Below are 26,010 nucleotides of genomic sequence, written 5' to 3'. Positions count from 1 at the left end.
ACGCGGGCTCAGAGCCAGCCCCACCGCTTGAAGAGCCGGTGCAGCACCACGCTCGAGGCGAGCATCGCCGCGAGCGCCGCCGGGTACCCCCACGCCACGTGCAGCTCGGGCATCACGTCGAAGTTCATGCCGTAGATGCTCGAGATCATGGTCGGCGCGAAGAAGATGGCCGCCCAGGCGGAGATCCGCTTGACCTCGTCGTTCTGCTGGTTGCCCACCTCCGCGAGCTTCTTCATGTCCTCGTTCTGGCGCTGGGCGACGAGGGTCGCGTTCACCGCCAGGATCTCCCGCAGCGTGGTGCGGAAGCCGTCGACCCGCTCGGTGACGAGCGCGACGTGGTCGGCGACGTCGCGGATGTAGCGGCGCAGCTCCACATCCGACTGGAACACCTCGAAGTCGGTGACGAGCCGCCCGAGCATGCCGGTCAGCGGAGCGACCGCACGCTGGAAGTCCAGCACCTCCTGGCTGAGCTCGTAGATGCGTCGGGACACCGCCGGGTCGCCCTCGAAGACCTGCGCCTCGATCTCGTCGATGTCGTTCTCGAGACCGGCGACGACGGGCGAGTACTGATCCACGACGGCATCGAGGATCGCGTACAGCACGGCGACCGGGCCGACGCGCAGCAGCTCCGGATCGGCCTCCATCCGCCGCCGCACCAGCGAGAGGTCGGGCTTCTCGGAGTGGCGGACCGTGACGACGAAGTTCGACCCCACGAACAGGTGGAGCTCGCCGAAGTCGACCTCCTCGCGCTGGTCGGAGTAGCTGGCGGCGCGCAGCACCACGAACATGTCGCTGCCGTACCGCTCGAGCTTGGGCCTCTGGTGCGCGCTGATCGCGTCCTCGAGGGCGAGCGGGTGCATCGAGAACTCGTCCTCGAGCGCGGCGAGCTCGGCCGCGTTCGGCCGGTACAGCCCGATCCACGCCATCGCGTCGGGCAGCTTCTGCAGGGCGGCGAGCGCCTCCGGGATGCTGCCGGGAGAGACGACCCGGCGGCCGTCCTGGTAGATCGCGTTGTCGACCGTGCTGGTGCGGGCCGGCTCGTCGTCCGGGCGCAGACGCTGGAGGGGAGCGGTGTCCTCGGCGGCGGCGCGGGTGCGCGAGCCCAGACCCAGGATCGTCGCGGGGACGCGGGGCAGCTTCACGACCATCTCCTCTGCTCGACCAACGCCCTATTGTGCACCTCCCGGTGAACGGGAGGTGTCCGCTGCGCCGCCGGTGTCGGAGGGCCTCACTAGCCTGGAGTCGCTCCCCCGGACGACGCAGAGGAAGGACGACCGTGAAGCTGCTGCACACCTCGGACTGGCACATCGGCCGCACCTTCCACGGGCACTCCACGACGGCGGCGCTCGCGACCGTGCTCGAGGCCCTGGTCGAGACGGTGCGGGCCGAGCGCGTGGACGCGGTGCTGATCGCCGGCGACGTCTTCGACTCCGCCGTGCCCGCCGCGGAGCACTACACCCTCCTCACCCGCACGCTCGAGGCGATCCGCGCGGCCGGCGCCGAGGTCGTCCTCACCAGCGGCAACCACGACTCCCCCGCCCGGCTCGGCTTCCAGGCCGGGCTCCTGCGCGGAGCGGGCGTCCACGTCCTCACCGACCCCGAGGCGTACGCCGAGCCGGTCGTGCTGCGCGACGCGTCCGGCCTCGAGGTCGGCGTCCACGGCATCCCCTTCCTCGAGCCCGCCCTCTACCGCCACCGGCACCCGGAGGAGCAGCTGCGCCGCCACGAGGACGTGCTCGCCTTCGCGATGGCGCGGGTGCGCGCCGCCGCCGAGGCGGCGGGCCGTCCCTGGGTCGTGCTCGCGCACTGCTTCGCGGTCGGAGCCCCGGCCGCGGTCCTCGAACGCGACATCACGGCGGGCGGGCTCGACTACGTCTCGGTCGAGCACTTCGCCGCGGCCGACTACGCGGCGCTCGGGCACATCCATGGACGCGCCGAGCTGCTGCCGGGCGTGCGCTACTCCGGAGCGCCGCTGCACTACTCGTTCGGCGAGGCGTCGAAGCCGCGCGGCGCCTGGCTGGTGACGATCGGGCCCGAGGGGCTCGAGGGCGTCGAGTGGTCGCCGCTCCCCGTGCCGAGGAGGCTCAGCGTGATCGAGGGCGAGCTCCAGCAGCTGCTGCGCGATCCCTCCCTGGCCGAGGTGGAGGGCGACTGGGTCTCGGCGGTGCTCACCGATCCCGTGCGCCCGCTCGACGCGATGGCGCGCCTGCAGTCGCGCTTCCCCGGCTGCGCCACGCTCGAGCACCGGCCCCCGCACGCCGCGGCCGAGCCGCGCGCGTACGCCGAGCGGATCCGCGGGCGGAGCGACGTGGAGGTCGTCGACGACTTCCTCGCCCACGTCCGCGGCGGTCACGGCGCCACGGAGACCGAGCGCGCCCTCACCCTCGACGCGCTCGCGGCCGTCGAGGCCGAGGCTCTGCGGTGAGGATCCGCCGACTCGCCTTCGCCGGACTCGGACCGTTCCGCGCCGAGCAGTGCGTCGACTTCGACCGGCTCGAGGACGTGGGCGTGTACCTCATCGCCGGGCGCACCGGAGCGGGCAAGTCGACGATCCTCGACGCGATCGCGTTCGCGCTCTACGGCTCGGTCCCCCGCTTCGACGGCACCGCCTCGCGCCTCCGGAGCGACCACAGCGGCCCCGAGGACGAGACCTTCGCCGAGCTCGACTTCGAGGCGGCGGGGCGCGTCTACCGCGTCCGGCGCTCGCCCGAGTACGAGCGGCCGAAACGGCGCGGCACCGGCACCACGACCCAGCCGGCGAAGGTCGAGCTGCTGGAGCAGGTCGACGGCACCTGGGTCGGGCTCTCGTCGAGCGCGAAGGAGGTGGGCGCCGACATCGGCCGGATCGTCGGCCTGACGAAGGACCAGTTCCTCCAGGTGATCCTGCTGGCGCAGAACCGCTTCCACGAGTTCCTGCTCGCGAAGAACGACGACCGGCAGCGGCTCCTGCGCACGCTCTTCGCGACCGAGCGCTTCGATCTGCTCCGCCGCCGCCTGCTCGAGCAGCGCGACGCGAGCGCCGTCGGGCTCGAGGAGGAGCGCGCGGCCGTGACGGCGCTCGCGGACGAGGCCGTCCGGCTCCTCGATGACGGAGCCGAGCCGCCTCTGCCGGACGCCGCCTGGTTCGCCGGGCTGCCGGTGCGGCTCGCCGCTCCGCTCGAGGCGGCCCGGGCCGGCTCCGCCGCGGCCGACGCGGCGCACGAGGCCGCGGGCACCGCTCTCGACGAGGCACGGCGCATCGCCCGGGGCCAGGAGCGGCGCCGGCGCGCCCTCATCGAGGCGGAGGAGCTCGTGGTCGCCGAGGCGCACGTCGAGCAGCAGCGGGCCGCGATCGAGCGCGCGCGCCGGGCCGACGGCGTGCTGCCGCTGCTCCGCTCCGCCCGGGCAGCCGCCGAGAAGGAGCGGGCCGCCCGGCAGCAGCGCGACCTCGCCGCCGACGCCTACGGGGACGCGTCCGGGGGCCCGGCCGCCGAGACGGCCGAACGGCTCGCCGCTGTCCTCGGCGCCCTCGCCGAGGCGCTGGCAGAGGAGCGCCGGCTCCCCGACGCGGAGCGCGTCACCGAGCGGTCCGCACGCGCCGAGCAGGCGGCGGCGACCGCGCTCGCCGGGATCGAGGCGGAGCTGCGCGAGCTGCCCGCTCGCGTCGACGCGCTCGCCGGCGAGGAGGAGTCCCTGGCCGGGGAGGCCGCCGCCGTCCCCGCGCGCGTCGACGAGCTCGCCGCGCTCGAGCGGAGGATCGCCGCGGCCCTCGAGCGCGATCTCACTGCGGCGGGTCTGCAGCGGCTCCGCTCGGCCTACGCCGACGCGGCGCGCGTCCACGGCGAGCGCGCCGCGGAGCAGGCCGCCCTGATCGCGCGCCGGTTCGCCGGGTTCGCCGGGGAGCTCGCCGAGCGGCTGGAGCCGGGCGAGCCCTGCCCCGTCTGCGGCTCGTGCGAGCACCCCCGCCCGGCCGAGCACGACGGCCCGACGACGGTCGGCACCGACGACCTCGACCGGGCCCGCGTCGCGGTGGAGCGCGCCGCCGCCGCCCTCGACGGCGCCCGCGAGCGCGAGGGAGCCGCGGCTCGGGCTCTCGCGGCGCTAGAGGAGCGCGTGGGCGAGGACGCGGATCCGGAGTCGCTCCGCCCGGCGCACGAGGAGCGGCTCGCCTCGGCGCGCCGCGCCGCCACCCGCATGGAGGAGCTGCGGCGCGAGCGCATCCGGCTGCGCACCCGGATCGACGCTCTCACGTCCGGGCGGGACGCCGCTCGTGAGGAGCACCGCGCCCGCGCCGACGAGTCCGCCCTCGCCGCTGAAGCGCTGCGGCTGCTGCGGGAGCGCGTCGAGGCCTTCCGCGACGGCGCGACGAGCGTCGCCTCGCGCGTCGAGCAGCTGAACGCCCAGCGCCGTCGTGCCGTCGCCCTGGTCGAGGCCGAGGAGGCGGCCGTCTCGCGGTCCGAGGCCGCCGCCGCCGCCCGGGAGGAGCTCGCCGAGGTCCTCGCCGAGCGCGGCTTCACGACCGCCGAGGAGGCCGAGTCGGCCGCGCTGGCCAGCGGGGACCGGGCGCGGGCCGAGGCCGTCGTCGCCGAGCACGAGCGACGGCGGAGCGCGACGGAGGCGGTGCTCGCCGACCCGGAGCTCCGCGGACTGCCGGGCACGGCCGTCGACCTCGCCGACGCCGAGGGGCGCTCGCGCGAAGCCTCCGCCCGTCGCGACGAGGCGCGAGCCGGCCTCTCCGTGCTCGAGCACCGCTCGGAGCGCCTGGCCGAGCTCGCCGCGACGGCCGCGGGCCGCCTCGCCGTGCTGGGTGAGCGCCTCCACCGCCACGAGGAGCTGCGCGCGCTGGCCGAGACCGTCTCCGGCCGGGGGCAGAACACGCGCCGGATGGACCTCGAGGCCTTCGCCCTCGCCGGACGCCTGGAGGAGATCGTGACCGCGGCGAACCTCCGCCTCGACGCGATGACCAGCGGCCGCTACGCACTCGCCCACGACGACTCGCTCGCCTACCGCGGTGCCGCCTCCGGCCTCGGGATCGACGTGCTCGACGCCTTCACCGGCGTCCGCCGGCAGCCCGCCTCGCTCTCCGGCGGCGAGACGTTCCTCGCCTCGCTCGCCCTCGCCCTCGGCCTCGCCGACGTGGTGACGGCGCAGTCCGGCGGCATCTCGCTCGAGACCATGTTCATCGACGAGGGCTTCGGCTCGCTCGACGCCGAGACGCTCGAGACGGCGCTCAGCACGCTCGACGAGCTGCGGTCGGGCGGTCGGACGATCGGCCTGATCAGCCACGTCGACGCGATGCGCGAGCGGCTGCCGATCGGCCTCCGCGTCGCCGTGGGGCCGCGCGGCGACTCGACGATCCTCACCGGCTGAGCGGCCGCTCCCGGGCGAAGGGGCGACGACGGCCCGCTCCCTCCTCTCGCACTGCAGCAGCGAGCGCGCCCGCGCCCGCTGCTAGGGTCGTGCGCAGTGACACGGGGTGCCCGCCAGGGCTGAGAGAAGACCCGTTGAACCTGATCTAGTTCGTACTAGCGAAGGGATGTCGCGAATGAGCATTCGCACGCCTGTCCACCCGACCCTCCCCGCCGACACGGCGCCCGACCCGGCGTCCGTGGGTCGCGATCTCGCCGAGCTCCGCGCCGCCGGGCCCCTGGTGCAGTGCATCACGAACGCGGTCGTCACCGGCTTCACCGCCAACAGCCTTCTGGCCCTCGGCGCCAGCCCGGCGATGTGCGACCTGCCCGGCGAGGCGGGCGTCTTCGCGGGCCTCGCCTCCGCGGTGCTCGTCAACCTCGGCACGCCCGGAGCGGAGCAGCGCGAGGGTGCTCGCGAGGCGGTCGCCGCGGCCGGACGCGCCGGCACCCCGTGGGTGCTCGATCCGGTCGCCGTGGGCCCGCTGCCCGTCCGCACCGCTCTGGCGGTGGAGCTGCTCGAGGCGCGGCCCGCGATCATCCGCGGCAACGCCTCCGAGATCCTCGCCCTCGCGGGAGCCGGTGCGGGCGGCCGCGGCGTGGACGCCGTCGACACCGCCGAGCAGGCGCTCGACTCCGCCCGCGTCCTCGCCCGCCGCACCGGAGGCGTGGTCGCCGTCTCGGGAGCGGTCGACCTCGTCACCGACGGCGAGCGGATAGTCCGGGTCACGGGGGGCCACCCGCTGCTGACCCGCGTGACCGGCGGCGGCTGCGCGCTCGGCGCCGTGATGGCGGCGTTCCTCGGCGCGGGCGCCCGCCCGCTCGACGCGGCCGTCAGCGCTTCCGCGGTCTGGGGCCTCGCCGCCGAGCGGGCCGCCGCCCCGAGCAGCGGTCCCGGGTCCTTCGCCGTCGGCCTCCTCGACGCCCTCGCTGCCCTCCAGCCGGCCGACGCCGAGGCCGGGGCGCGGATCGCATGAGCCTCGACCTCTCGCTCTACCTCGTCACGGACACCGCCCAGTGCGGCCCGCGCGGCGTGCCCGCGGTGGTCGCCGCCGCCGTCCGGGGCGGAGTCACGACCGTGCAGATCCGCGATCACGACGCCCCCGCCGCCGAGCTCGTCGCCCTGACCCGGGCCGTCGCCGCCGTCCTCGACGAGCGCACGACCCTGCTGGTCGACGACCGCGTCGACGTCGCCCTCGCCGCCCGCCTCGCGGGCGCCCGCGTCCACGGCGTCCACCTCGGGCAGTCCGACCTCCCCGTCACCGCCGCCCGCTCGCTGCTCGGACCCGACGCGGTGATCGGGCTCACCGCGAACACCCCCGAGCACCTCGCCGCCGTCCGCGCCCTGCCCGCGGGGACGGTCGACTACCTCGGCGTCGGCGTCATCCGGCCCACCGCGACCAAGCCCGACCACCCCGCTCCCCTCGGTGTCGACGGGTTCGCCGCCCTCGCCGCGGCCACGGCGCTGCCCTGCGTCGCCATCGGCGGAGTCGGAGCCGCGGACGCGGGGCCACTCCGCCTCGCCGGTGCGGCCGGCCTCGCGGTCGTGTCGGCGCTCTGCACGGCCGCCGACCCCGCGGCGGCCGCCCGCCTGATCCGAGCGGAGTGGGACCGATGACCGCCGGCGCTCGCGTCCCCCGTGTCCTCAGCATCGCCGGCACCGATCCGACCGGCGGTGCAGGCGTTCAGGCCGACCTCAAGTCGATCGGCGCGCTCGGCGGCTACGGCATGGCGGTCGTCACCGCGCTCGTCGCGCAGAACACGCACGGGGTCCGCTCCGTGCACCTGCCGCCCGCCGCGTTCCTCCGCGAGCAGCTCGACGCGGTGAGCGACGACGTCACGATGGACGCGGTGAAGATCGGGATGCTCGCCACGGCCGAGTACGCCGGAGTCGTCGCCGAGTGGCTCGACGAGGTCCGCCCGCCCGTCGTGGTCGTGGATCCGGTGATGGTCGCGACCAGCGGTCACCGGCTGCTCGCTCCCGAGGCGGAGGACGCCGTGCGCGACCTGCTCCGCCGCGCCGACCTGGTGACGCCGAACCTCCCCGAGCTGGGCGTGCTGGCCGGAGAGCCGACCGCCTCCGACTGGCCGGCCGCGCTCGCGCAGGGGGCGATGCTCGCCAGCGCCCTCGACGCCGCCGTGCTGGTGAAGGGCGGCCACCTCGACGGCCCCGCCACCCCGGACGCGATCGTCACCCCCGACGGCCTCGTGCGCGAGGTCCCCGGCGAGCGCGTCGCCACCTCGAACACGCACGGCACCGGGTGCTCGCTCTCGTCCGCGATGGCGACGCTCCTGGCCGGGCGCGACGCCTCCTCCGACGCCCTGGTCGAGGCGCTGACGGAGGCCAAGGAGTGGCTGACCGGCGCCCTGCGCGCCGCCGACGCCCTGGAGGTCGGCACCGGCAACGGCCCGATCGACCACTTCCACCGGCAACGTCCTCCGGCGTTCTGCGCGGACGTCTGGGAGCGGACCCGGACCCTCCGCGACGAGATCGACGCGCTCCCGTTCGTGCGGGCCCTCGGCGACGGCTCCCTCGGGCGGGAGGACTTCGAGTGGTACCTCGAGCAGGACGCTCTCTACCTCACCGAGTACGCCCGCGTCCTGGCCGTGGCGGCGCAGCGCGCGCCGACCACCGCCGAGCAGGTCTTCTGGGCCGAGGGCTCGGCGTCCGCCCTCGCGGCGGAGGCGCAGCTGCACCGCGACCGGCTCGGGACCAGGGACGCGACGCCCGCGCCCGTGACCCGCGGCTACACCGACCACCTGCTCGCGGTCGCCGCGGGCGGCGGCTACGGCGAGATCGTCGCCGCCCTGCTCCCCTGCTTCTGGCTCTACGCCGACGTCGGGTCGCGCCTCGCCGCCTCCGGGCACCCCGAGCACCCCTACGCGGACTGGCTGCTCACCTACGGCGACCCGGTCTTCGCGGCGGCCACCGAGCGGGCGATCGAGTTCACGGAGCAGGCCGCCCGCGACGCCTCACCGAGGCAGCGCGCCGCGATGAGGGACGCGTTCCTGCGGTCGAGTTCGTTCGAGAAGGACTTCTTCGCCGCACCGCTCGCCCGGACCGGCTGAGCTCTCAGCCGGCCCGGTCGGGTGCGCTCAGCCGGCCCGGCCGGGTGCGCTCAGCCGATCGCCTCGCGCAGGACGTGCATGAGGGCGTCCAGCTGCACCGTGTCGGCCGAGGCCGTCTCGGCGTCCGCGCCGTCGAGCGCCCGGGCGGCGAGACCGGCCTTGGCGTCGATGAGCTCCGCGATCTTCGCGTCGATCGTGTGCGCCGCGATGATCCGCCACGCCGTCACCGGCTCCTCCTGGCCGATGCGGTGCACGCGGTCGATCGCCTGCGTCTGCTCGGCCGAGGTCCACGACAGCTCGGCGAGCACCACGTTGGACGACGCCTGCAGGTTCACGCCGACTCCCGCCGCGGTGAGCGAGCAGACGGCGACAGAGACGTCCGGATCCTCGTTGAAGGCGTCGATCTGCGTCTGGCGGAACGCCGCGGTCTGGTCCCCGCGGATGGAGACGGACGTCAGCTCGCGCTTCTCGAAGGTGTCCTCCGCCTGGTCCATCACGTCGATGTGCTTCGCGAAGAAGACGACCTTGCCCACCGAGCGGGCCAGCTGCGAGGCGTAGTCGGCGGCCAGCGCCGCCTTGGCCTGGCCGATCCGGCGCACCATGGTGAAGACGTTCTCGCCGGTCTTGGCCGACTTCGACTCCTCGAGCTCGCTCTGCGCCACGATGCGGACGAACCGCTCGCGCTCGTCGTCGTCGAGCTCGTGCGTGATCGAGGAGGTGACCGCCCTGAAGCGCTGCAGCATGCGGGCGCCGAGCTCGCGCTCGGCCTTCTGGATGGAGCGGCCGAGGTCGTCGTCCAGCTCGACGGGCAGATCGACGATCCGCTTCGACGGCAGGTCGGCGGCGACGTCGATCTTCTTGCGCCGGACGATGCCGAGGTCGATCACGGCCTCGCGCGCCTCCGGGTAGAAGCCCGTGTCGGCGGGGGTGAGGCCCGTCTCCTCGAGGCGGCCCATCAGCTCCGGTCCCGGCTTGGTCTCGTCGATCCAGCCGAGGAAGCGCCAGATGGCGCGGAAGTCGTCGACGTCGTTGATCAGCGGGGTGCCGGTCAGCGCGATCATCAGCGGATCGTGCCCCGGAGTGGTCTCGCGGATCCTCGACGCCAGCGCGAGCACACTCTGCGAGCGCTGCGAGCGGAGGTTCTTGATGAAGTGCGCCTCGTCGACGACCATGCCGCGGAAGCCCAGGCTCCCGAGCCAGCCGATGTGCCGGTCGAGGATGTCGTAGTTGACGATGACCACGTCGGCGAACGCGTCGAGCGTGCCGCCGTCTCCGTGGATGACCGTGGCGCGCCGCTGCGGCGTCCAGTGCTCGACCTCGCGCGCCCAGTTCATCTTGACCACGTTCGGCACCACCGCGAGCAGCGGGTACGCCCCGACCACCGAGGCGGCCAGGAGGCTCTGCGCGGTCTTGCCCAGACCCGGCTCGTCGGCGAGCAGGAAGCTGCGGTGCCCCTCGCGGGCGCTCTCGATGAAGCGCGCCTGGTGCGGCATCAGCTCGCGGCCGCGCGGCGAGACCCGGTCGAGCTTCGGCGGCTCCGGGAGCTCCATGCTCGCGGCCCGTCCGCCCGCTCCGTACTCGAACGCCTTGAAGAGCGGCCCGAGCAGCTCCCAGTCGTCGAGCCGGCGGCGCGGCGCCGGAGCCGAGGCCTCGGCGATCGAGAAGTCCGGCGGGAGGAAGGGGTTCGCCAGCTGGCGGGCGCGCACCGACTGCGGCACGACCTGGTTGACCGGCACCTCGGGCTTGGGCTCCGGCTCGGTCACGATCAGCAGCTCGTCGGGGCTGAGCTCCGCGCCCGCCTCGAGCAGCCAGTCGCGGCGGAGCTTCTGCGCGGCCGCCGTGACGCCGGCCTCCGATTCGAGCAGCGCGATCAGGCTGGTGTCGCGGGCGGCCGTCTTGGCCAGGATCGTGGCGATGCCGTCGAGGCGCTTCATCTCCTCGGCGCGCTGCGCGTCGCTGAGCGAGGGATCGACCTTGACCCGCTTGCGCTCCTCGCGCATCAGGAGGGCGATCACCAGGAACTTCGTCCGGTTGGTCGGTCCGACCTTGCCGGTCTGGGCCTTCGCCTCCACCTCGCGGACGCGGCGGGCGAGGATCGGGATGATCCCCGCGTTGTCCACGCCGCGCGAGCGCGATCGGGGTCGGCTCCCGGCGGCGTTCGACGCTCGTCGCGTCTGACCGGACTGACGCTGGCCGCTGCGAGCCATGCTCCTCCTCGATGTGTGACGGGGGGCGGAGGAGGGGTTCCCGCGCGCTGCCGTCGCCGTGCATCCGCCGGATCGCCTCCGGAGAGGCGTCGGGCGTCGGTGCATCCGGTGGCCGTCGGGAGCTCCGAGCAACGGGTCTGGGACCCGGTCGCAGCATCCCCGGCGTGCGGGTGCGCCGCCAGTCTACTCCTCGGGGCGGTCCGGTCGGCGCTCCGCCGCGCGGACGGTCGCGCTCGTCGTCATTCCGGAGTCGGGACGCGGATGACGAGGCCCGCCGCCACGAAGACGCCGACCGCGGCGAGGCTCAGCGAGGACCAGATCGCGTCCGGGAAGGCGAACGGCAGCACCGGGTTCCACAGCACGAGCACCGGGACGAGCCCGATCAGCCAGAGGAGTGCGCGCGCCTGGATCGCGAACCAGCCGATGACCGCCGCGAGGATCGCGACCGGGTAGCGGATGAAGTCGTAGGCGTCGGAGCCGACGAGGGCGAGCCCGGCCAGCAGCACGATCGCGCCGAGGATCCCGGGCGCGAGCGCCATGCGGGCGCGGTCGCGCGAGGGGTAGCGGGCGGCGGTCGCGCGGGACGGCTTGCGGGTGCTCACCCCTCGATCGTAGGCGCGCATACCCCGCCCGGGTACCGCCTGCGGCGCGTAGGCTGGAGGAGTGATCGAGGACCTCAAGAAGCGCTCGCTGCACCGTGCCCGGATCCTGGGCGGCCAGATGCGCGGCCTCGAGCGGATGATCGAGAACGAGGACTACTGCGTCGACATCGTCACGCAGTCCCTCGCGATCCAGAAGTCGCTCGGCTCGCTCAACAAGCTCATCGTCGAGAACCACCTCCGCACGCACATCACCGCGATGTTCGAGGAGGGCGGAGACGCCCGCGAGGCGGCGATCGCCGAGCTCGTGAAGATCTTCGAGCTCTCCAACAACCGCTCGTGACCGCCGGCCTCGTCGCCACGGCGCGGGTGCGCCCGCTGCTGCTCGACGGGGGCCTGGGCACGGAGCTGGAGGCGCAGGGCGCCGCGGTGGACTCCTCGCTCTGGAGCGCCCGGGTCCTGCTGGAGGAGCCCGGCCGGGTCGTCGCCGCGCACCGCGCCTTCGCGGAGGCGGGCGCCCGGGTCGCGGTGACAGCGAGCTACCAGGTGTCCGCGAGCGGATTCGCGGCCGCGGGCCTGGCCCCGGGCCTCGCCGAGCGCGCCCTCCGGGAGAGCGTCGACCTGGCCCGGCGCGCGCAGAGCGGCTGGGTCGCCGCCGCCGTCGGCCCTTACGGCGCTAGCCTCGGCGACGGCTCCGAGTACCGCGGCGACGACGGCCTCACCGTCGGCGAGCTCGCCGCCTGGCACCGCCCGCGACTGGAGACCCTGGCCGCGGCCGGGCCCGACCTGCTCGCCGTCGAGACCATCCCGTCGGTGCGGGAGGTGCGCGCCGTCGTGGAGGCCCTCGCGGGCTCCTCGGTCCCCGCCTGGATCTGCGTGAGCGGCCGTTCGGGCCGCACCGCGGCCGGCGAGCCCCTGGCCGAGGCGCTCGCCGTCGCCGCCGCCTCCGAGGAGGTGGTCGGCGTGGGAGTGAACTGCTGCCCGCCCGGCGACGTCGCCGAGGCGGTCCGCATCGCCCGCTCCGTCACCGGCAAGCTGGTCGTCGTGTACCCGAACAGCGGCGAGGAGTGGGACGCCGTCGAGCGTCGCTGGGCAGGCGACGCGGCCTTCGACCCCGCGCTGGTCGCCTCCTGGCGCGCGGCGGGAGCGGATCTGATCGGCGGCTGCTGCCGCGTGGGACCTGCGGCGATCGCTGCCCTCGGACGAAGCCTGGAGGAGGAGTCGTGACCACCCTGAGAGCCGTGCGCGGCGACCTCACCCGCGAGCACGTCGACGCGATCGTGAACGCGGCGAACTCGTCGCTCCTCGGCGGCGGCGGCGTCGACGGCGCGATCCACCGCGCGGGCGGACCGGAGATCCTCGCCGAGTGCCGCCGGCTCCGCGGGACCGAGCTGCCGGACGGCCTGCCCGCCGGCTCCGCGGTCGCCACGACCGCCGGCCGCCTCCCCGCCCGCTGGGTCGTGCACACCGTCGGTCCCGTCCACTCGCGGTCGGAGGACCGCAGCGCCGTCCTCGCCTCGGCCTACCGCGAGTCGGTGCGCACCGCCGTCGGTCTCGGTGCGCGGACGCTCGCCTTCCCGGCCGTCTCGGCGGGCGTCTACGGCTGGCCGATGGACGACGCGGCGCGCATCGCGGTGGAGACGGTCCGCGAGGCGACCGCGGACGGCGCACTCGACGAGGTCCGGTTCGTCCTCTTCTCCGCGGACGCCCTCGCGGCCTTCGAGGCCGCCCTGGCCGCGGAATGACGGAAGGGGAGCCGACCCTGCGGTCGACTCCCCCTCCACGGTGCTGCGCTAGGCCGTCTTCGGCCGCGCGAACTCGTCGTAGGGCAGCGTGATCGGGCGGGTCCGCGGAGGCATCCGCACGACCGCCTCGAGCGCCGGGCCCAGAGCCTCGCGCCAGGCGCGGTAGCCGTCCTCGTTGAGGTGCAGGCCGTCCGGCGAGTACTGCTCGAGCAGTCCGCCGTCCTCGCCCGCGAGCACCGGCCACAGGTCGAGGTAGCCCGCGTGCGCCGTGGGCGCGAACTGCCACAGGTGGCGGTTGATCTCGCGGATCTGCGGCGCGAACTCGTGACCGCGCGGCAGGACCGAGGTCACCAGGATGCGCACGTCCGGGAGGTCGCGCCGGAACGTCGCGACGATCGTCTCGATGTTGCGCACGACGTGCTCCGTCGTGCGGTGCCAGGCGAGGTCGTTGGTGCCGACCAGCAGCACCACCGTGTCCGGCTCCTGCGCGACCAGCTCGGCGAGCCGCGCGACGACGTCCGCCGTGGTGGCCCCTCCGACTCCCTCGTCGACGACCGTCGACTCCGTCAGCCACTCGCCCCAGGCTCCCGCCTGGATGATGCTGTCCCCGATGAAGAGGACCTTCCCCAGCTGGAGTCCGCGCCCCGCGTCCGTACTCGACCGTTCGCTCATCGTGCTCCTCTCGTCGGCGTCCCGGGCGGCCTCGCCGCCGCCGGACCCCTCCATTGTCACCGCTGCACCCGGCGCCCGCCAGGGGAGCGCTCGTCGCCGGAGTCCGGCAGGTCGGCCGCGGTGGCCGTGATGCGGTTGGCCATGCCGTTGAAGATGATGCCGTGGAAGGGCAGGATCGCGAACCAGTAGAGCCTGCCCGCGAGGCCCTGCGGGAAGAACACCGCGCGCTGCGTGTAGACCGAGCCGCCGTCTCCGGAGGGCTCGGCGCGCATCTCGAGCCAGGCCCCGCCGGGCACCTTCATCTCGGCGCGCAGGCGCAGGAGCTTCGGCCGCTCGATCTCCTCGACGCGCCAGAAGTCGAGGGCGTCGCCGGCGTGCAGGCGCGCGGAGTCGCGGCGCCCGCGCTGCAGGCCCACTCCCCCGACGAGGCGGTCCATCCAGCCGCGGATCACCCACGCGAGCGGGAAGGAGTACCAGCCGTTGGTGCCGCCGATGCCCTCGATGACGCGCCAGAGCTTGGCCGGGTCGGCCTGGGTGCGGCGCTCCTTGAGGTCCACGTAGACCGTGTGGCCGGCCCACTCCGGGTCGCTCGGCAGCGGATCGCTGGGAGCGCCGACGACCTCCGCGTTCTGCCAGCTCGTCTCGATCTCGCCCGCCTGCATCTTTCCCAGCGCGAGCCGGACGGCGCGGCGGTAGGAGGTCAGCCCGCCCTCGGGGTCGGGGATGAGCGCGCGGATGTCCTGCTCGTGCACGACGCAGTCGTACTGCAGCGAGGCGATGATGGGCACCGCGAGCGAGCGCGGGATCGGCGTGACCAGGTTGACCCACTGCGAGGCCAGCCACGGGGTGAACACCGGCAGGGACGCGATCGGCCGCTGCGGGAGCCCGGCCTCGACCGCGTAGCCGTTCATCATCTGGCCGTAGCGGAGCACGTCGGGCCCGCCGATGTCGAAGGTGCGGTTGAGCGTGGCGTCCTCGAGCGACGCGGAGCCGATCAGGTAGTGCAGCACGTCGCGCACGGCGATCGGCTGGATGAAGTTGCGCACCCACTGCGGCGCGGGCATGTACGGCAGCACGTCGGTGAGGTGGCGCACCATCTCGAACGAGGTCGACCCGGAGCCGATGATCACGCCCGCCTGCAGGGCGATCGTCGGCACTCCCGACTCCATCAGGATCCGGCCCACCTCAGCGCGCGAGCGGAGGTGCTTCGAGAGCTCCTGGCCCTCGGGGTGCAGGCCGCCGAGGTAGACGATGCGGCCGACGCCGGCCGACCTCGCGGCCGTGGCGACGTTCTGCGCGGCGCGGCTCTCGACCTCCTCGAAGTGGGCGTGGTCGTTGCCCGAGCCCATCGAGTGGACGAGGTAGTAGAGGACGTCGACGCCCTCGACCGCGGCCTCCAGCGACTCCGGATCGCCGAGATCGCCCTGGGCGACCTCGACCTCCTCCGCCCACGGCACGTCGACCAGCTTGCGCGGGTCGCGCACCAGGACGCGCACCCGGAAGCCCGCCTCGAGGAGGCGCGGCGTCAGCCGGCCGCCGATGTAGCCGGTCGCGCCGGTGACGAGCGCGAGGGGGCGCGCCGAGTCGGAGGGGGTTTCGCTCATGCGGCCACGGTACGCCGATGGCCCCGGGACCTCTCCCGCTGGTGCGGGCCCGCGGCCCCTGCTAGGCGGCTGCCGGCATCCCGCTCAGTCGATGCCGAGGACCTCGCGGACCTGCACCACGTCGTGGTTCATCTGGCGGATGAGGGGCTCGACGCCCTCGTAGGCGACCTGGCCGCGGATCCGGCCGACGAACGCCACGTCGACCACGCGGTCGTAGAGGTCGAGGGTGTCGAGCGTCTGATCGAGCACGTACGCCTCGACCTGCTTGGGCGGCACTCCGACGAAGGTCGGGTTGCTGCCGACCGAGATCGCGGCGGGATGCGTGACGCCGTCGGTGGTGAGCCGGCCCGCGTAGACGCCGTCGGCCGGGATCAGGCCCTGCGACTCCGGCGAGAGGTTCGCGGTCGGGAAGCCCAGCTCGCGGCCGCGCTTCGCTCCGTGCACGACCACGCCGCGGACGACGGGCTCGTGCCCGAGCAGGCGCGTCGCGTGCTCCACGTCGCCCTCGGCCAGCAGCTCGCGGACCCAGGTGGAGGAGACGCGGCGCCCGTCCTCGGGCCGCACGTCGTCGATCAGCTCCACCTCGAATCCGTGCTGCCCGCCGAGCACGCGCAGCAGGTCGACGTCGCCCGCTCCCCGGGCGCCGAAGCGGAAGTCGGAGCCGACGAGGACCACGCGGGCCTCGAGCGCCTCCACCAGCACCTGCTCGACGAACTGCTCTGGCGAGAGCGCCCGGAACGCCTCGTCGAAGGTGAGCAGCAGCGTCGCGTCCACGCCGGTCCCGGCGAGGAGCTCGAGCTTCTGCTCGTTGCCGACCAGGACGGGCGGGCACTTCTCCGGCGCGATCACGCTGAGCGGATTGCGGTCGAAGGTGACGACGACGGCGGCGAGCCCCTGCTCGCGGGCCCGCTCGTGCAGCCGGCCGATGACGGCCCGATGCCCGGAGTGGACGCCGTCGAACTTGCCGATCGTGACGGCGGAGGGTCCGATCCCGGCCAGGTCGCCGGGGCGGGTCTCGACGCGCATCAGGCGGCCGCCGGGGCCGTGCGCCGCCCCTGCACGCGGAGCCACCAGAGGCCGAGCACGGGCAGGACGAGCGGGATGAGCAGGTAGCCGGCGCCGAAGGCCGCCCACACCGTCGACTGGCGCCCGAACGGGTCGGCGCTCGCGAGCCCGAGGAGCTGCGGAGCGAGGAGGCTGAGCGCGCCGACCACGAGCACGCCCACCAGCTCGAAGGTGATCGTCACCCACGCGACGCGCTGCCAGGCGCGGCCCGGGACGATCAGGGCGACCGTCGCGACGATGTACACGACGGCCGAGAGCGCGGAGAGCGAGAACGCCAGCGGCGCCTCGTCGAACCGGTCGATGATCTGGAAGACGGAGCGCCCCGTCGCGGCGAGCGCGAGGATCCCGTAGACCACGACCAGGAGGCTGCCGATCCCGCGCGAGCGGGCGGAACGGGTCGGCTCTCCGCTCCCGGGGGCCGAGGGGACTGAGGGGTCGTGAGCGGCCCGTCCGGACGCATCGCTGGCTGGTTTCGACATCGCACGTCCATGCTAGGCGCTCGCCGGGCCGGGCCCGGTGGCGGGCCCGATCAGGCGCTCTGGAAGAACCAGATCTGGTGCATCCGGTAGACCATGACCGCGATCGAGAGGCAGGCGACGCCCAGGATCACGGTGCTCCAGCGGCTCCGCTCGATGAGCGCCCAGAACCCGGCCGCGAGCGGCAGGAGCAGCGCCGAGATCAGGTAGATGTAGTACTCCGGCAGGCTCCCCGACGGGCGGTTGCCGACCAGCGGCGACACGATCGCGACCGCCAGCTGGACGATCAGCAGCAGCTCGACGATCGCCGTCGCGCCGACCGAGACGTCCGAGGGACGGCGGGCGAGCAGCCCGAGCACGAGGCAGAGCAGGCCGGCCGCGACGGCGATCCCCACCTGGAGGATCGTGAACCACTCGATCACGAGGCGGCCGTCCGCAGGTCCTCGGTCGGGAAGTTGACGACGCTCTTGAGCTGGGTGCCGCGCCGCTCGGCGAGGCCGATCAGCCGCTCCCCCGGGCCGACCGCGGCGAGGAGGCCCTTCGCGCCCGCCACCGCCTCCGGGGCCGGGATGCGCTTGCCGTTCGCGAGATCGCCCGCCTCCTGGGCGTCGAGGCGCAGCAGGGGGAACAGCTCGCCCGCCACGAGCGTCGGCGGCAGGAGCGCGGCGGGGACGTCGAGCTCGTCGATCCCGCCGGCCTGTGCCACGGAGAAGGGGCCGACCGCGGTGCGCCGCAGCGCGGTCAGGTGGCCGCCGACTCCGAGGGACGCGCCCAGGTCGCGGGCGAGCGCGCGGATGTAGGTGCCGGAGGAGCAGGTGACGCGCACGTCCAGGTCGAGGAACCCCTCGACCGGGCGGCTCGCCAGGACGGCGAACTCCGAGACGGTCACGGGGCGGGAGGCGAGCACGACCTCCTCGCCGTCGCGGGCGCGGGCGTAGGCGCGGCGGCCGTCCACCTTGATCGCGCTGACCGTGCTCGGGACCTGCTCGATCGCTCCGGTGAGGGCCGCGATCGCGTCGGACACCGGCTCCGGGGCGAGGGCCGCGACGAGGGCTGGCTCCGCCGAGGCGAGCACCTCGCCCTCCTGGTCGTCGGTGGTGGTGGAGGAGCCCAGCCGGATCGTCGCCTCGTACTGCTTGTCGAGGCCGACGAGGTAGGTGAGCAGGCGCGTCGAGGGGCCGAGACCGAGGATCATCAGCCCGGTCGCCATCGGATCGAGCGTCCCCGCGTGGCCGACCTTGCGGGTCCCCGCGCGGCGGCGGGTCCGCGAGACGAGGTCGTGGCTGGTGATGCCGCCGGGCTTGTCCAGCAGGAGGATCCCGTTCGGAGCCGGGGCGGGGGTCTCGAGCACGGGTGCGAGGATACACGGACGGATCGGGAGTACCCCCGGGGTGCAGCCGGAGCCCTCGCCCGCCCGTCCTAGGCTGTCCGGATGAGGATCGCAGTACTCGGAGCAGGCGCCGTCGGCGGCACCATCGCCGCCCTTCTCGACCGCGCCGGGCACGACGTCGAGGTCACCGCCCGAGGCGACCACCTCACCGCGATCCGCCGGTCGGGGATCCGGCTCGACGGGGCGTGGGGCGAGCACACCGCCTGGGTCCGCTGCGGCGAGTCCCTCGACCTCGTGCCCGATCTCGCCTTCGTCTGCACGAAAGCGCAGGACGCCGAGGACGCGCTGCGCACCAACCGCCGCACGGTCGACGGCACCCTCGTCGTCGTCGTCCAGAACGGACTGGACGGACTCACCGCGGCGGCCCGGCAGGTGCGCGACGCCCGGCTCGTGGGTGCTCTCGCCCTCTTCGCCGCGAGCCACCTCGAACCCGGCCGCGTCACCGTCACGGCTCCTGCCACGACCACGCTCGGCGTCCCCGGCCGCCCGGCCGACGACGACGTGCGACGGGCCGCCGCCGTGCTCGGCGAGGCGGTCCCCACCGCCGTCACCGACGACTTCACCGGAGCGCAGTGGACGAAGCTGCTGATCAACGAGGTCAACGCCCTGCCCGCGATCACCGGGCTCTCGGTCCAGGAGACGATCGACGATCCGGGGCTGCGTCGCGTCCTCGCCCGATCGATGCGCGAGGCCGCCCGGACAGGCCTCGCGTCGGGCGTCCGCTTCGGCTCGCTGCAGGGACTCTCGAACGCCTCCGTCCGCGCCCTCGCCGCCGCTCCCCTGCCCCTGGTCGAGCTGCTCCCCCGCCGGATGGCCGCGCGGATGGGCGAGGTGCCGAACCCCGGGTCGACGCTGCAGAGCGTCCGCCGCGGAGTGCCGAGCGAGATCGACCACCTGGCCGGGGCCGTGGTCCGCACCGCTCACCGCGGCGGGCGCGAGGCACCGGTCAACCAGCTGCTGGTCGACCTGGTGCACGAGGTCGAGCGGGCGGGCGCCTTCGTGCCGCCGGCTGAGGTCGTGCGCCGCGCCGCCCTGGTCTGAGTCCGCGGCCCTGTCGGACCGACGCCGCCCGCGGCGGCGGCCTCCGTCCCGAGGCTCAGCAGGAGTCGGCGAAGAGGCGCCGGGGCTGCTCCGGATCGCGGATGTCGACGAGGATCCCCGCCAGCCGGCGCGGATCCGTCGTGGCGCGGTACGCCGCGTCCACCGGCGGCTCCTGCGTGTCGAGGCGGATGCTGGTGCTCCACGCGCCGCGCAGCTCCGGCCGGAGGGCGAACTCGCCGTCGACGAGCAGCACCGCGTCGCGGCCGGCGGTCCGCCAGCGCGCCTGCCGCGCCTCGTCGCGCACCGCGTCGAAGCCCGCGAGCACGAACCCGGTGCTGCCGCCGAGGGTGAACGGATCGAGCAGGACGCGGCGCAGGAGCTCGTAGTCGTACCCGGCCGCGTAGGAGCGCTGCTCCTCGGGCACGGCGGGGTCGTCACGATCGGCGCGGGGACGTCGGAAGTCGGCGAGGTGCGCGACGATCGCGTCCTTGCCGGCCCGGCGGAGCGCCTCCGCGAGGTCGAGCGCGAACGCCGCGCTCACCGCGGGGTCGTCGCCGTCGATCCCGACCTTGACCCGTCCGCGCCCGTAGTTGTGCAGCACCTCCGCCGCGAGAGAGTCGAGCACATCGGCCTTCTGCGGAGCCCACCTGGTCATCCGCCCACGATACGCGCCGCCGCCTAGTGTGGGCTGATGCCCTCCGACCCTCTCGCCGACGCGATCACCGCCTGGTTCCGCACGAGCGCCCGCGACCTGCCGTGGCGCCGCGAGAACTTCCCCGCCTGGGGCACGCTCGTCAGCGAGTTCATGCTGCAGCAGACCCCGGTGGTCCGCGTCGTCCCGCGTCTGGCGGAGTGGCTGGAGCGCTGGCCGACACCCTCCGCGCTCGCCGCCGTCCCGCCCGGCGAGGCGGTGCGCGCCTGGCAGTCCCTGGGCTACCCGCGGCGGGCCCTGCGCCTGCACGCCTGCGCCGTGGCGATCGCCGAGGAGCACGGCGACGTGGTCCCCGACGACGTCGAGACCCTCCTCGCGCTGCCCGGCATCGGCGACTACACCGCCCGCGCCATCGCCGTGTTCGCCTACGGGAGGCGGCACCCCGTGGTCGACACCAACGTCCGCCGGGTCCTCGCGCGCGCGGTCGACGGAGCGGCGGAGCCCGGCCCGCCCCGCGCGAGGGCCGACCTCGCCGCGATGTCGGCGCTGCTGCCCGAGTCGCTCTCCGAGGCGGCGGCCTTCAACGCGGGCGCGATGGAGCTGGGGGCGATCGTCTGCACCGCCCGCGCTCCGCGCTGCGACGAGTGCCCGATCCGCGACCTCTGCCGCTGGCGGGCGGAGGGGTACCCCGAGCACACCGGGCCCGTGAAGGCGAAGCAGAAGCGGTTCGAGGGCTCGGACCGCCAGGTCCGCGGCCTCATCCTCGCCGAGCTGCGCGCCGCGCACGGCCCGGTCACCGCGGCCGAGGTGGAGTCTCTCTGGCCGGACGCCGACCAGCGCGGTCGCGCCCTGGCCGGGCTCCTCGCCGACGGCCTGGCGACGGGCGGCCCGGAGGACGGCTACCTCCTCCCCGGCTCCTGAGGGCCCGTCGACCGCCGTCCGCGTCGGAGGAGGCGGGTAGGGTCGGCGCCGTGACCGGTCGCCGCCTCCGCCTCCCCCGCCCCGACGCCGCCGTCGAGCGCGCCCTCGACGTCGACCTCGCTCAGGACGTCCAGCGCGCCCTCGCCGCGGTCCGCGTCGAGAACGACCTGCCCGGCCCGTTCCCGCCGGCCGCGCTGGCCGAGGCCGAGCACGCGGAGGCCGGAGCGGACGACGAGGACCGCGTCGACCGGACGGACCTCCCCTTCGTGACGATCGACCCGCCCGGCTCGCTCGACCTGGACCAGGCCCTCCACCTGGAGCGCACGTCGGAGGGCGTCGTCCTCCGCTACGCCATCGCGGACGTGCCCGCGGTCGTCCGCACCGGCGGAGCGCTCGACGCCGAGACGCGCCGCCGCGGCCAGACCTACTACCTCCCGGACGGCCGCGTCCCGCTGCACCCCGCGGTCCTCTCCGAGGGGACCGCGTCGCTCCTGCCGGACGAGACGCGCCGAGCGCTGGTCTGGACGCTGACCCTCGACGAGCGGGCGGAGCCGCGCTCGGTGCACCTCGAGCGGGCGCTCGTGCGCAGCGTGGCCCGGCTCGACTACGAGGGCGTGCAGCGCAGCGTCGACGCGGGCGATCCGCACCCCTCCCTCGCCCTCCTCCCCTGGTTCGGACGCGAGCGCCTGGCGCGCGAGGCCGAGCGCGGAGGAGCGAGCCTGACGCTGCCCGAGGAGGAGATCGTCGCCGCCGACGGCGGCTACCGGGTCGAGCGCCGCGCTCCCCTGGCCGTCGAGGGCTGGAACGCCCAGGTCTCGCTGCTGACCGGTATGGCGGCGGCGACGATGATGCTCGACGCGGGGGTGGGCATCCTCCGGACCATGCCCGAGGCCGACCCCGCCACCGTCGCGGCCTTCCGCTCCCGAGCCGCGGCGCTCGGCATCCCGTGGCCCGAGGAGGAGGCCTACGGCGCCTACCTGCGCCGCCTCGACACCGCCGACCCCGCCCAGCTCGCCATCATGTACGCCGCGGCGAGCCTGTTCCGCGGCGCCGGCTACACCGCCTTCGACGGCGCCCCGCCGGAGCATCCCGAGCAGGCGGCTCTCGCCGCGCCGTACGCGCACGTCACCGCGCCGCTGCGGCGCCTGGTCGACCGGTTCGGCCTCGCCGTCTGCCTCGCGGTGTCCCGCGGCGGAACGATCCCGTCGCAGCTGCGCGAGGCGCTGCCCCTGCTCCCGCCGCTCCTCGCCGCGAGCGACCGCCGGGCCGGAGCCGCCTCCCGTGCGGCGACCGCGATCGTCGAGGCTGCCGTCCTCCGCGGCCGCGAAGGAGCCTCCTTCAGCGGGATCGTCGTCTCCTCGGCGCGCACCCGCTCCTCGGTCCAGCTGCTCGACCCGGAGATCACCGTCGACGTCCCGGCCCCGCTCACGCCGGGAGCCCGTGTCGTCGTCGTCCTGGAATCGGTCGACGTCGCCACGGGCTCCGCGGTGTTCGGGCTCGGCGCCTAGTCCTCGTCGTCCTCGCGGGGCTTCACATAGGGGTCGGCCTCGCCGGCGTAGTCCGCCTGAGCGGCGAGCGACTGCACCTGCGAGTCCTGGCTGCGCGCGGCGGCGAGCAGGTCCTCGATGTGCTTCGCGTTCTCGGGCACCGCGTCGAGGATGAACTCGAGCGACGGCGTGAGCCGGGACGTGATGTTCCTGCCCACCTCGGTGCGAAGCATTCCGGTGGCGGCCTTGAGGGCCGCGGCCGAATCGGCGCGCTCCTCATCGGTGCCGTAGACCGTGTAGAACACCGAGGCGTGCTGCAGGTCGCCGGTCACCTGGACATCGGTGATGGTGACGAAGCCGAGGCGCGGGTCGCGGAGACCGCGCTCGAGCCGCTTCGCGACGATCACCTGGATACGTTCGGCGAGCTTCCTCGCCCGGGCCGGATCTGCCATGGCTGGTCCTCACATCTCTCTCGGCGAACCGTTCAGCTCGCCATTCAACCACTCTCCGCCCGGACGACCGGTCGCGTCCGAGGGGGCCTTGCTTCTGGGGCGTGATGCCCCTCGACCGCGCGTCTGCGACCGCGCGGGTGGAGTGCCTCCTCGCGGCTCCCTCCCGCGGGCCTGCGGCCCGCCCGCCAGGCCCGGCCAGGAGCCGCGAGGAGGCACCCCACCCGTGCCCGCGATCGGAGGGAGTGCGGGTCCGCCCCCCGGATCCTCGGGGACCGGGGTGGGAAGGCTCAGGTGCAGGATCGGGAGCCGGACGTCGCCCGCAGGCTCGCTGCTCGCTCAGCGGGCGCAGTCACCGCTGCAAGAACGTCTGATCGGGGACGGCCTCCCACGCCCGGAGGTGCGGAAGCGCACGCTGGAGGATGCGCACCTCCCGGACACGGGCGGCCCCGATTCCTCCCGCAGGGCGCGAGAGGACGAGAGTCCCCTCCCGATCCCGCACGAACAGCGCCGTGAGACGCCGGAAGGCCCGGGCGGACCCGGGCCTTCCAGTGGAGCGGATCAGCCTCGCGGCTTCTCCTTCATCTCGATCGTCTCGATCTCGTCGCCGATCTGGATGTCGTTGTACTTTCCGAGTCCGATACCGGCCTCGTAGTCCGTACGGACCTCCGTGACGTCGTCCTTGAAGCGACGCAGCGACTCGATGGCCAGGTTGTCCCCGACCACGACGCCGTCACGGATGACGCGCGCCTTCGAGTTGCGGGTGATCGTGCCGGAGCGGACGATGACACCCGCGATGTTGCCGAACTTGGAGGAGCGGAACACCTCGCGGATCTCGGCGACACCGGACTGGACCTCCTCGAACTCGGGCTTGAGCATGCCCGTGAGCGAGTTCTCGACCTCTTCGATCGCGTTGTAGATGACCGAGTAGAAGCGGATGTCCACTCCTTCTCGAGCAGCGCGCTCGCGGGCCTTCGGGTCGGGGCGGACGTTGAAGCCCACGATGATCGCGTTGTCGATCGTCGCGAGGTTGACGTCCGACTCCGTGATCGCACCGACACCGCGGTGGATGATGCGCAGCTGCACCGAGTCGTCGACCTCGATCTTGACGAGCGACTCCTCCAGCGCCTCGACGGCACCGGACACGTCGCCCTTGATGATGAGGTTGAGCGACTCGACCTTGCCCTCCTCGAGAGCACGGGTGAAGTCCTCGAGCGAGATGCGCTTGCGGGCCTTGGCCAGCAGGGCGTTGCGCTGAGCGGCTTCGCGCTTCTCGGCGATCTGACGGGCCGTGCGGTCCTCCTCGGTGACGAGGAAGGTGTCGCCGGCGCGGGGCACGGACGAGAGTCCCTGCACCTGCACCGGACGCGACGGCACGGCTTCGAGGACGGCGTTGCCGTTCTCGTCCGCCATCGCACGGACGCGGCCGTAGGCCGTTCCGGCGACGATCGCGTCTCCGACGCGCAGCGTTCCCGACTGGATGAGCACGGTCGCGACCGCACCGCGTCCCTTGTCGAGCTTCGCCTCGATCGCGACTCCGCGCGCCTCCTTGTTGGGGTTGGCGCGCAGGTCGAGACCGGCGTCCGCGGTGAGAAGCACGGCGTCCAGGAGGTCCTGGATGCCGGTACCCGCGCGAGCCGACACGTCGACGAACATGACGTCTCCGCCGTACTCCTCGGCGACGAGCCCGAACTCGGTGAGCTGCTGGCGCACCTTGGCCGGGTTGGCGTCGGGCTTGTCCACCTTGTTCACCGCGACCACGATCGGCACGTTGGCCGCCTGGGCGTGGTTCAGCGCCTCGATGGTCTGCGGCATGATGCCGTCGTCCGCCGCGACCACGAGGATCGCGATGTCCGTGACCTGGGCACCGCGGGCTCGCATGGCGGTGAACGCCTCGTGACCCGGGGTGTCGATGAAGGTGATCGGGCGCTCGATGCCCTCGTGCTCCGCGACGACCTGGTACGCACCGATGTGCTGCGTGATGCCGCCCGCCTCGCCGGCGACGACGTTGGCGTTGCGGATCGCGTCGAGCAGGCGCGTCTTTCCGTGGTCGACGTGACCCATGACGGTGACGACGGGGGGACGGATCTCGAGGTCCTCGTCCGTCTCGTCGTCGAGCTCCTGCTCGAGGTCGAGACCGAAGCCCTCGAGGAGCTCCTTGTCCTCGTCCTCGGGCGAGACGACCTGGATCTTGAAGCCGAGCTCGGAGCCGAGCACCTCGAAGGTGGCCTCGTCGAGCGACTCGGTCGCCGTCGCCATCTCGCCGAGGGCGAAGAGGACGGTGACCAGGTTGCCGGGGGGCACCGGCACGCCGGTCATGGCCTCGATCTTGTCGGCGAAGTCCGAGATCGACGCGCCGCGGCGCAGACGGATGACCGTCCTGCCGTCGCCGCGGGGGACGCTGACGCCGCCGAGCGACGGGGCCTCCCTGAGCTCGAACTCCTGACGCTTCGTGCGCTTGGACTTCCGGGCCTTGCTCTTGCCGCCGCCGCGACCGAAGGCTCCTGCGGTTCCACCGCCGGGGCCGCGACCGCGACCGCCGCCGCCACCGGGACGCGGGGCGAAACCGCCACCGGCACCGGGAGCGCCGCCGGGGCGCTGGAAGCCGCCGCCGGCCGGACGACCGGCACCGCCGGGACGTCCTGCTCCGCCGCCGGGTCCGCCGGGACGCTGGCCGAAGCCGGCGGGGCGCTGGCCCATGCCGGGTCCGCCGGGTCGGGGCGCGCCGGGGCGCGGAGCAGCCGGGCGGGGGATGTTGCCCGGGGTCGGACGCGATCCCATGCCCTGCGAGCTGGCGAAGGGGTTGTTGCCGGGGCGCGGGGCGGCGGGACGCTGTCCCATGCCCTGGTTGCTGGCGAACGGGTTGTTGCCCGGGCGCGGGGTGCCGCCGGGGCGGTTGGAGCCGCCCGAGGCGCCGCCGGGGCGCGGGGTGTTCGCGGCGGGAGCCGGACGCGGGGTCACGGGCTTGGGTCCGCCGGGGGTCGCGCCGGACGCCGGCTTCTCGGCGGCGGCCGGAGCCGCGGGGGCCTCGGTCGGAGCCGGAGCGGCGGCCTCGGCGGGCGCGTCCTTGGCTGCCTGAGCGCGCTGAGCGGCCGCGGCCTCCTGGGCGGCCTGAGCCTGGGCCTGGCGCTCGGCGACCGACATCGGCGGTGCCGGCGCCGGAGCGGGCGGCTTGGCCGGTCCGGGCGTGGGCGCGGACGGACGCGCGCCGGAGGGGCGCGCGTCCGTCCGCGCCCACGCCCGGAC

The 26,010-nt window shown here is 74.4% G+C and carries 23 protein-coding genes and 1 riboswitch; of the genes, 11 read left to right on the top strand and 12 right to left on the bottom strand.

What is annotated here, in order from left to right:
• Nucleotides 1–8 precede the first annotated feature (8 nt).
• Nucleotides 9–1,148: a magnesium and cobalt transport protein CorA gene (locus C5D50_RS10555; protein ID WP_104283450.1), complete on the bottom strand. Its 1,140-nt coding sequence runs from the start codon at nucleotides 1,146–1,148 to the stop codon at nucleotides 9–11.
• 128 nt (nucleotides 1,149–1,276) lie between these two features.
• Here C5D50_RS10555 and C5D50_RS10550 point away from each other — a divergent pair, with 128 nt between their 5' ends.
• From C5D50_RS10550 to thiD, 5 genes are all read left to right on the top strand, one after another.
• Nucleotides 1,277–2,425 (top strand): exonuclease SbcCD subunit D, encoded by a 1,149-nt coding sequence (locus C5D50_RS10550; RefSeq protein ID WP_104255110.1) that lies wholly within the window; start codon nucleotides 1,277–1,279, stop codon nucleotides 2,423–2,425.
• Complete coding sequence (locus C5D50_RS10545; protein ID WP_104283449.1) at nucleotides 2,422–5,349, top strand: AAA family ATPase; 2,928 nt, start codon at nucleotides 2,422–2,424, stop codon at nucleotides 5,347–5,349. The genes C5D50_RS10550 and C5D50_RS10545 overlap by 4 nt, the downstream gene beginning before the upstream one ends.
• Nucleotides 5,350–5,441: 92 nt before the next feature.
• A riboswitch (TPP riboswitch) is annotated at nucleotides 5,442–5,533 on the top strand.
• Nucleotides 5,525–6,364 carry a hydroxyethylthiazole kinase gene (thiM, locus tag C5D50_RS10540; RefSeq protein ID WP_104283448.1) on the top strand — a complete coding sequence of 280 codons (840 nt, stop codon included), beginning with the start codon at nucleotides 5,525–5,527 and terminating at the stop codon, nucleotides 6,362–6,364. It overlaps the preceding riboswitch by 9 nt.
• Nucleotides 6,361–7,005, top strand: coding sequence for a thiamine phosphate synthase (gene thiE / locus C5D50_RS10535; protein ID WP_104255108.1), 645 nt, complete (start codon nucleotides 6,361–6,363; stop codon nucleotides 7,003–7,005). Before thiM ends, thiE begins: the two co-directional genes overlap by 4 nt.
• On the top strand, nucleotides 7,002–8,456 hold the full coding sequence (gene thiD, locus C5D50_RS10530; protein ID WP_104283447.1) for a bifunctional hydroxymethylpyrimidine kinase/phosphomethylpyrimidine kinase: 1,455 nt from the start codon (nucleotides 7,002–7,004) through the stop codon (nucleotides 8,454–8,456). The genes thiE and thiD overlap by 4 nt, the downstream gene beginning before the upstream one ends.
• Before the next feature lie 50 nt (nucleotides 8,457–8,506).
• Here thiD and C5D50_RS10525 read toward each other — a convergent pair whose 3' ends face one another.
• Together C5D50_RS10525 and C5D50_RS10520 are read right to left on the bottom strand one after the other, a co-directional pair.
• Complete coding sequence (locus C5D50_RS10525) at nucleotides 8,507–10,663, bottom strand: DEAD/DEAH box helicase (RefSeq protein WP_104283446.1); 2,157 nt, start codon at nucleotides 10,661–10,663, stop codon at nucleotides 8,507–8,509.
• 239 nt (nucleotides 10,664–10,902) lie between these two features.
• Complete coding sequence (locus C5D50_RS10520; RefSeq protein ID WP_244229446.1) at nucleotides 10,903–11,265, bottom strand: DUF6804 family protein; 363 nt, start codon at nucleotides 11,263–11,265, stop codon at nucleotides 10,903–10,905.
• 61 nt (nucleotides 11,266–11,326) lie between these two features.
• On the opposite strand from C5D50_RS10520, the gene C5D50_RS10515 reads away from it, so the two are divergent.
• From C5D50_RS10515 to C5D50_RS10505, 3 genes are read left to right on the top strand one after another with little or no spacing between them, the layout of a single operon-like run.
• A complete protein-coding gene (locus tag C5D50_RS10515; protein ID WP_104223062.1) occupies nucleotides 11,327–11,605 on the top strand; it encodes a metal-sensitive transcriptional regulator in 279 nt (92 codons plus the stop codon).
• The gene (mmuM, locus tag C5D50_RS10510; protein ID WP_104283445.1) at nucleotides 11,602–12,489 is read left to right on the top strand and encodes a homocysteine S-methyltransferase; all 888 of its coding nucleotides are present in this window, start codon (nucleotides 11,602–11,604) and stop codon (nucleotides 12,487–12,489) included. Before C5D50_RS10515 ends, mmuM begins: the two co-directional genes overlap by 4 nt.
• Nucleotides 12,486–13,007, top strand: coding sequence for an O-acetyl-ADP-ribose deacetylase (locus C5D50_RS10505; protein ID WP_104225600.1), 522 nt, complete (start codon nucleotides 12,486–12,488; stop codon nucleotides 13,005–13,007). Before mmuM ends, C5D50_RS10505 begins: the two co-directional genes overlap by 4 nt.
• Nucleotides 13,008–13,055: 48 nt before the next feature.
• Here C5D50_RS10505 and C5D50_RS10500 read toward each other — a convergent pair whose 3' ends face one another.
• The 6 genes from C5D50_RS10500 to truB all read right to left on the bottom strand — a co-directional run bounded on the left by C5D50_RS10500 (nucleotide 13,056) and on the right by truB (nucleotide 18,175).
• Nucleotides 13,056–13,679: a GDSL-type esterase/lipase family protein gene (locus C5D50_RS10500; protein WP_104283470.1), complete on the bottom strand. Its 624-nt coding sequence runs from the start codon at nucleotides 13,677–13,679 to the stop codon at nucleotides 13,056–13,058.
• A 56-nt stretch (nucleotides 13,680–13,735) separates the two neighbouring features.
• Nucleotides 13,736–15,283, bottom strand: coding sequence for an SDR family oxidoreductase (locus C5D50_RS10495; RefSeq protein WP_104233790.1), 1,548 nt, complete (start codon nucleotides 15,281–15,283; stop codon nucleotides 13,736–13,738).
• Nucleotides 15,284–15,367: 84 nt separating this feature from the next.
• A complete protein-coding gene (locus tag C5D50_RS10490) occupies nucleotides 15,368–16,309 on the bottom strand; it encodes a bifunctional riboflavin kinase/FAD synthetase (protein ID WP_104283469.1) in 942 nt (313 codons plus the stop codon).
• Nucleotides 16,309–16,827, bottom strand: a complete 519-nt coding sequence (locus C5D50_RS10485) for a hypothetical protein (protein WP_258062220.1) — start codon at nucleotides 16,825–16,827, stop codon at nucleotides 16,309–16,311. The genes C5D50_RS10490 and C5D50_RS10485 overlap by 1 nt, the downstream gene beginning before the upstream one ends.
• Nucleotides 16,828–16,877: 50 nt before the next feature.
• Nucleotides 16,878–17,246, bottom strand: a complete 369-nt coding sequence (locus C5D50_RS10480; RefSeq protein WP_104223058.1) for a hypothetical protein — start codon at nucleotides 17,244–17,246, stop codon at nucleotides 16,878–16,880.
• Entirely contained in the window at nucleotides 17,243–18,175 is a 933-nt protein-coding gene (gene truB / locus C5D50_RS10475; RefSeq protein WP_104283444.1) for a tRNA pseudouridine(55) synthase TruB, read from the bottom strand. The genes C5D50_RS10480 and truB overlap by 4 nt, the downstream gene beginning before the upstream one ends.
• A gap of 81 nt (nucleotides 18,176–18,256) precedes the next feature.
• Between truB and C5D50_RS10470 the strand changes: the two genes are divergently transcribed.
• Complete coding sequence (locus tag C5D50_RS10470; protein WP_104239488.1) at nucleotides 18,257–19,255, top strand: ketopantoate reductase family protein; 999 nt, start codon at nucleotides 18,257–18,259, stop codon at nucleotides 19,253–19,255.
• A 55-nt stretch (nucleotides 19,256–19,310) separates the two neighbouring features.
• On the opposite strand, the gene C5D50_RS10465 is transcribed toward C5D50_RS10470, so the two are convergent.
• Nucleotides 19,311–19,910: a hypothetical protein gene (locus tag C5D50_RS10465; protein ID WP_146086917.1), complete on the bottom strand. Its 600-nt coding sequence runs from the start codon at nucleotides 19,908–19,910 to the stop codon at nucleotides 19,311–19,313.
• A gap of 36 nt (nucleotides 19,911–19,946) precedes the next feature.
• Between C5D50_RS10465 and C5D50_RS10460 the strand changes: the two genes are divergently transcribed.
• Nucleotides 19,947–20,828, top strand: a complete 882-nt coding sequence (locus C5D50_RS10460; RefSeq protein ID WP_104223054.1) for an A/G-specific adenine glycosylase — start codon at nucleotides 19,947–19,949, stop codon at nucleotides 20,826–20,828.
• A 50-nt stretch (nucleotides 20,829–20,878) separates the two neighbouring features.
• On the top strand, nucleotides 20,879–22,336 hold the full coding sequence (locus C5D50_RS10455; RefSeq protein WP_104283442.1) for a ribonuclease catalytic domain-containing protein: 1,458 nt from the start codon (nucleotides 20,879–20,881) through the stop codon (nucleotides 22,334–22,336).
• Here the strand turns inward: C5D50_RS10455 and rbfA are convergent.
• Together rbfA and infB are read right to left on the bottom strand one after the other, a co-directional pair.
• Nucleotides 22,333–22,767 (bottom strand): 30S ribosome-binding factor RbfA, encoded by a 435-nt coding sequence (gene rbfA, locus C5D50_RS10450; RefSeq protein WP_104223052.1) that lies wholly within the window; start codon nucleotides 22,765–22,767, stop codon nucleotides 22,333–22,335. The two genes, C5D50_RS10455 and rbfA, sit on opposite strands and share 4 nt — an antisense overlap.
• Nucleotides 22,768–23,325: 558 nt before the next feature.
• The coding region (infB, locus tag C5D50_RS10445) for a translation initiation factor IF-2 (RefSeq protein ID WP_104289003.1) at nucleotides 23,326–26,010 on the bottom strand (2,685 nt) is incomplete at its 5' end.

The organism is Rathayibacter sp. RFBD1 (assembly GCF_002932915.1).
Lineage (GTDB): Bacteria > Actinomycetota > Actinomycetes > Actinomycetales > Microbacteriaceae > Rathayibacter.
The sequence above is the reverse complement of the archived record's forward strand: the minus strand, read 5'-3'. Positions and strand labels throughout refer to the sequence as shown.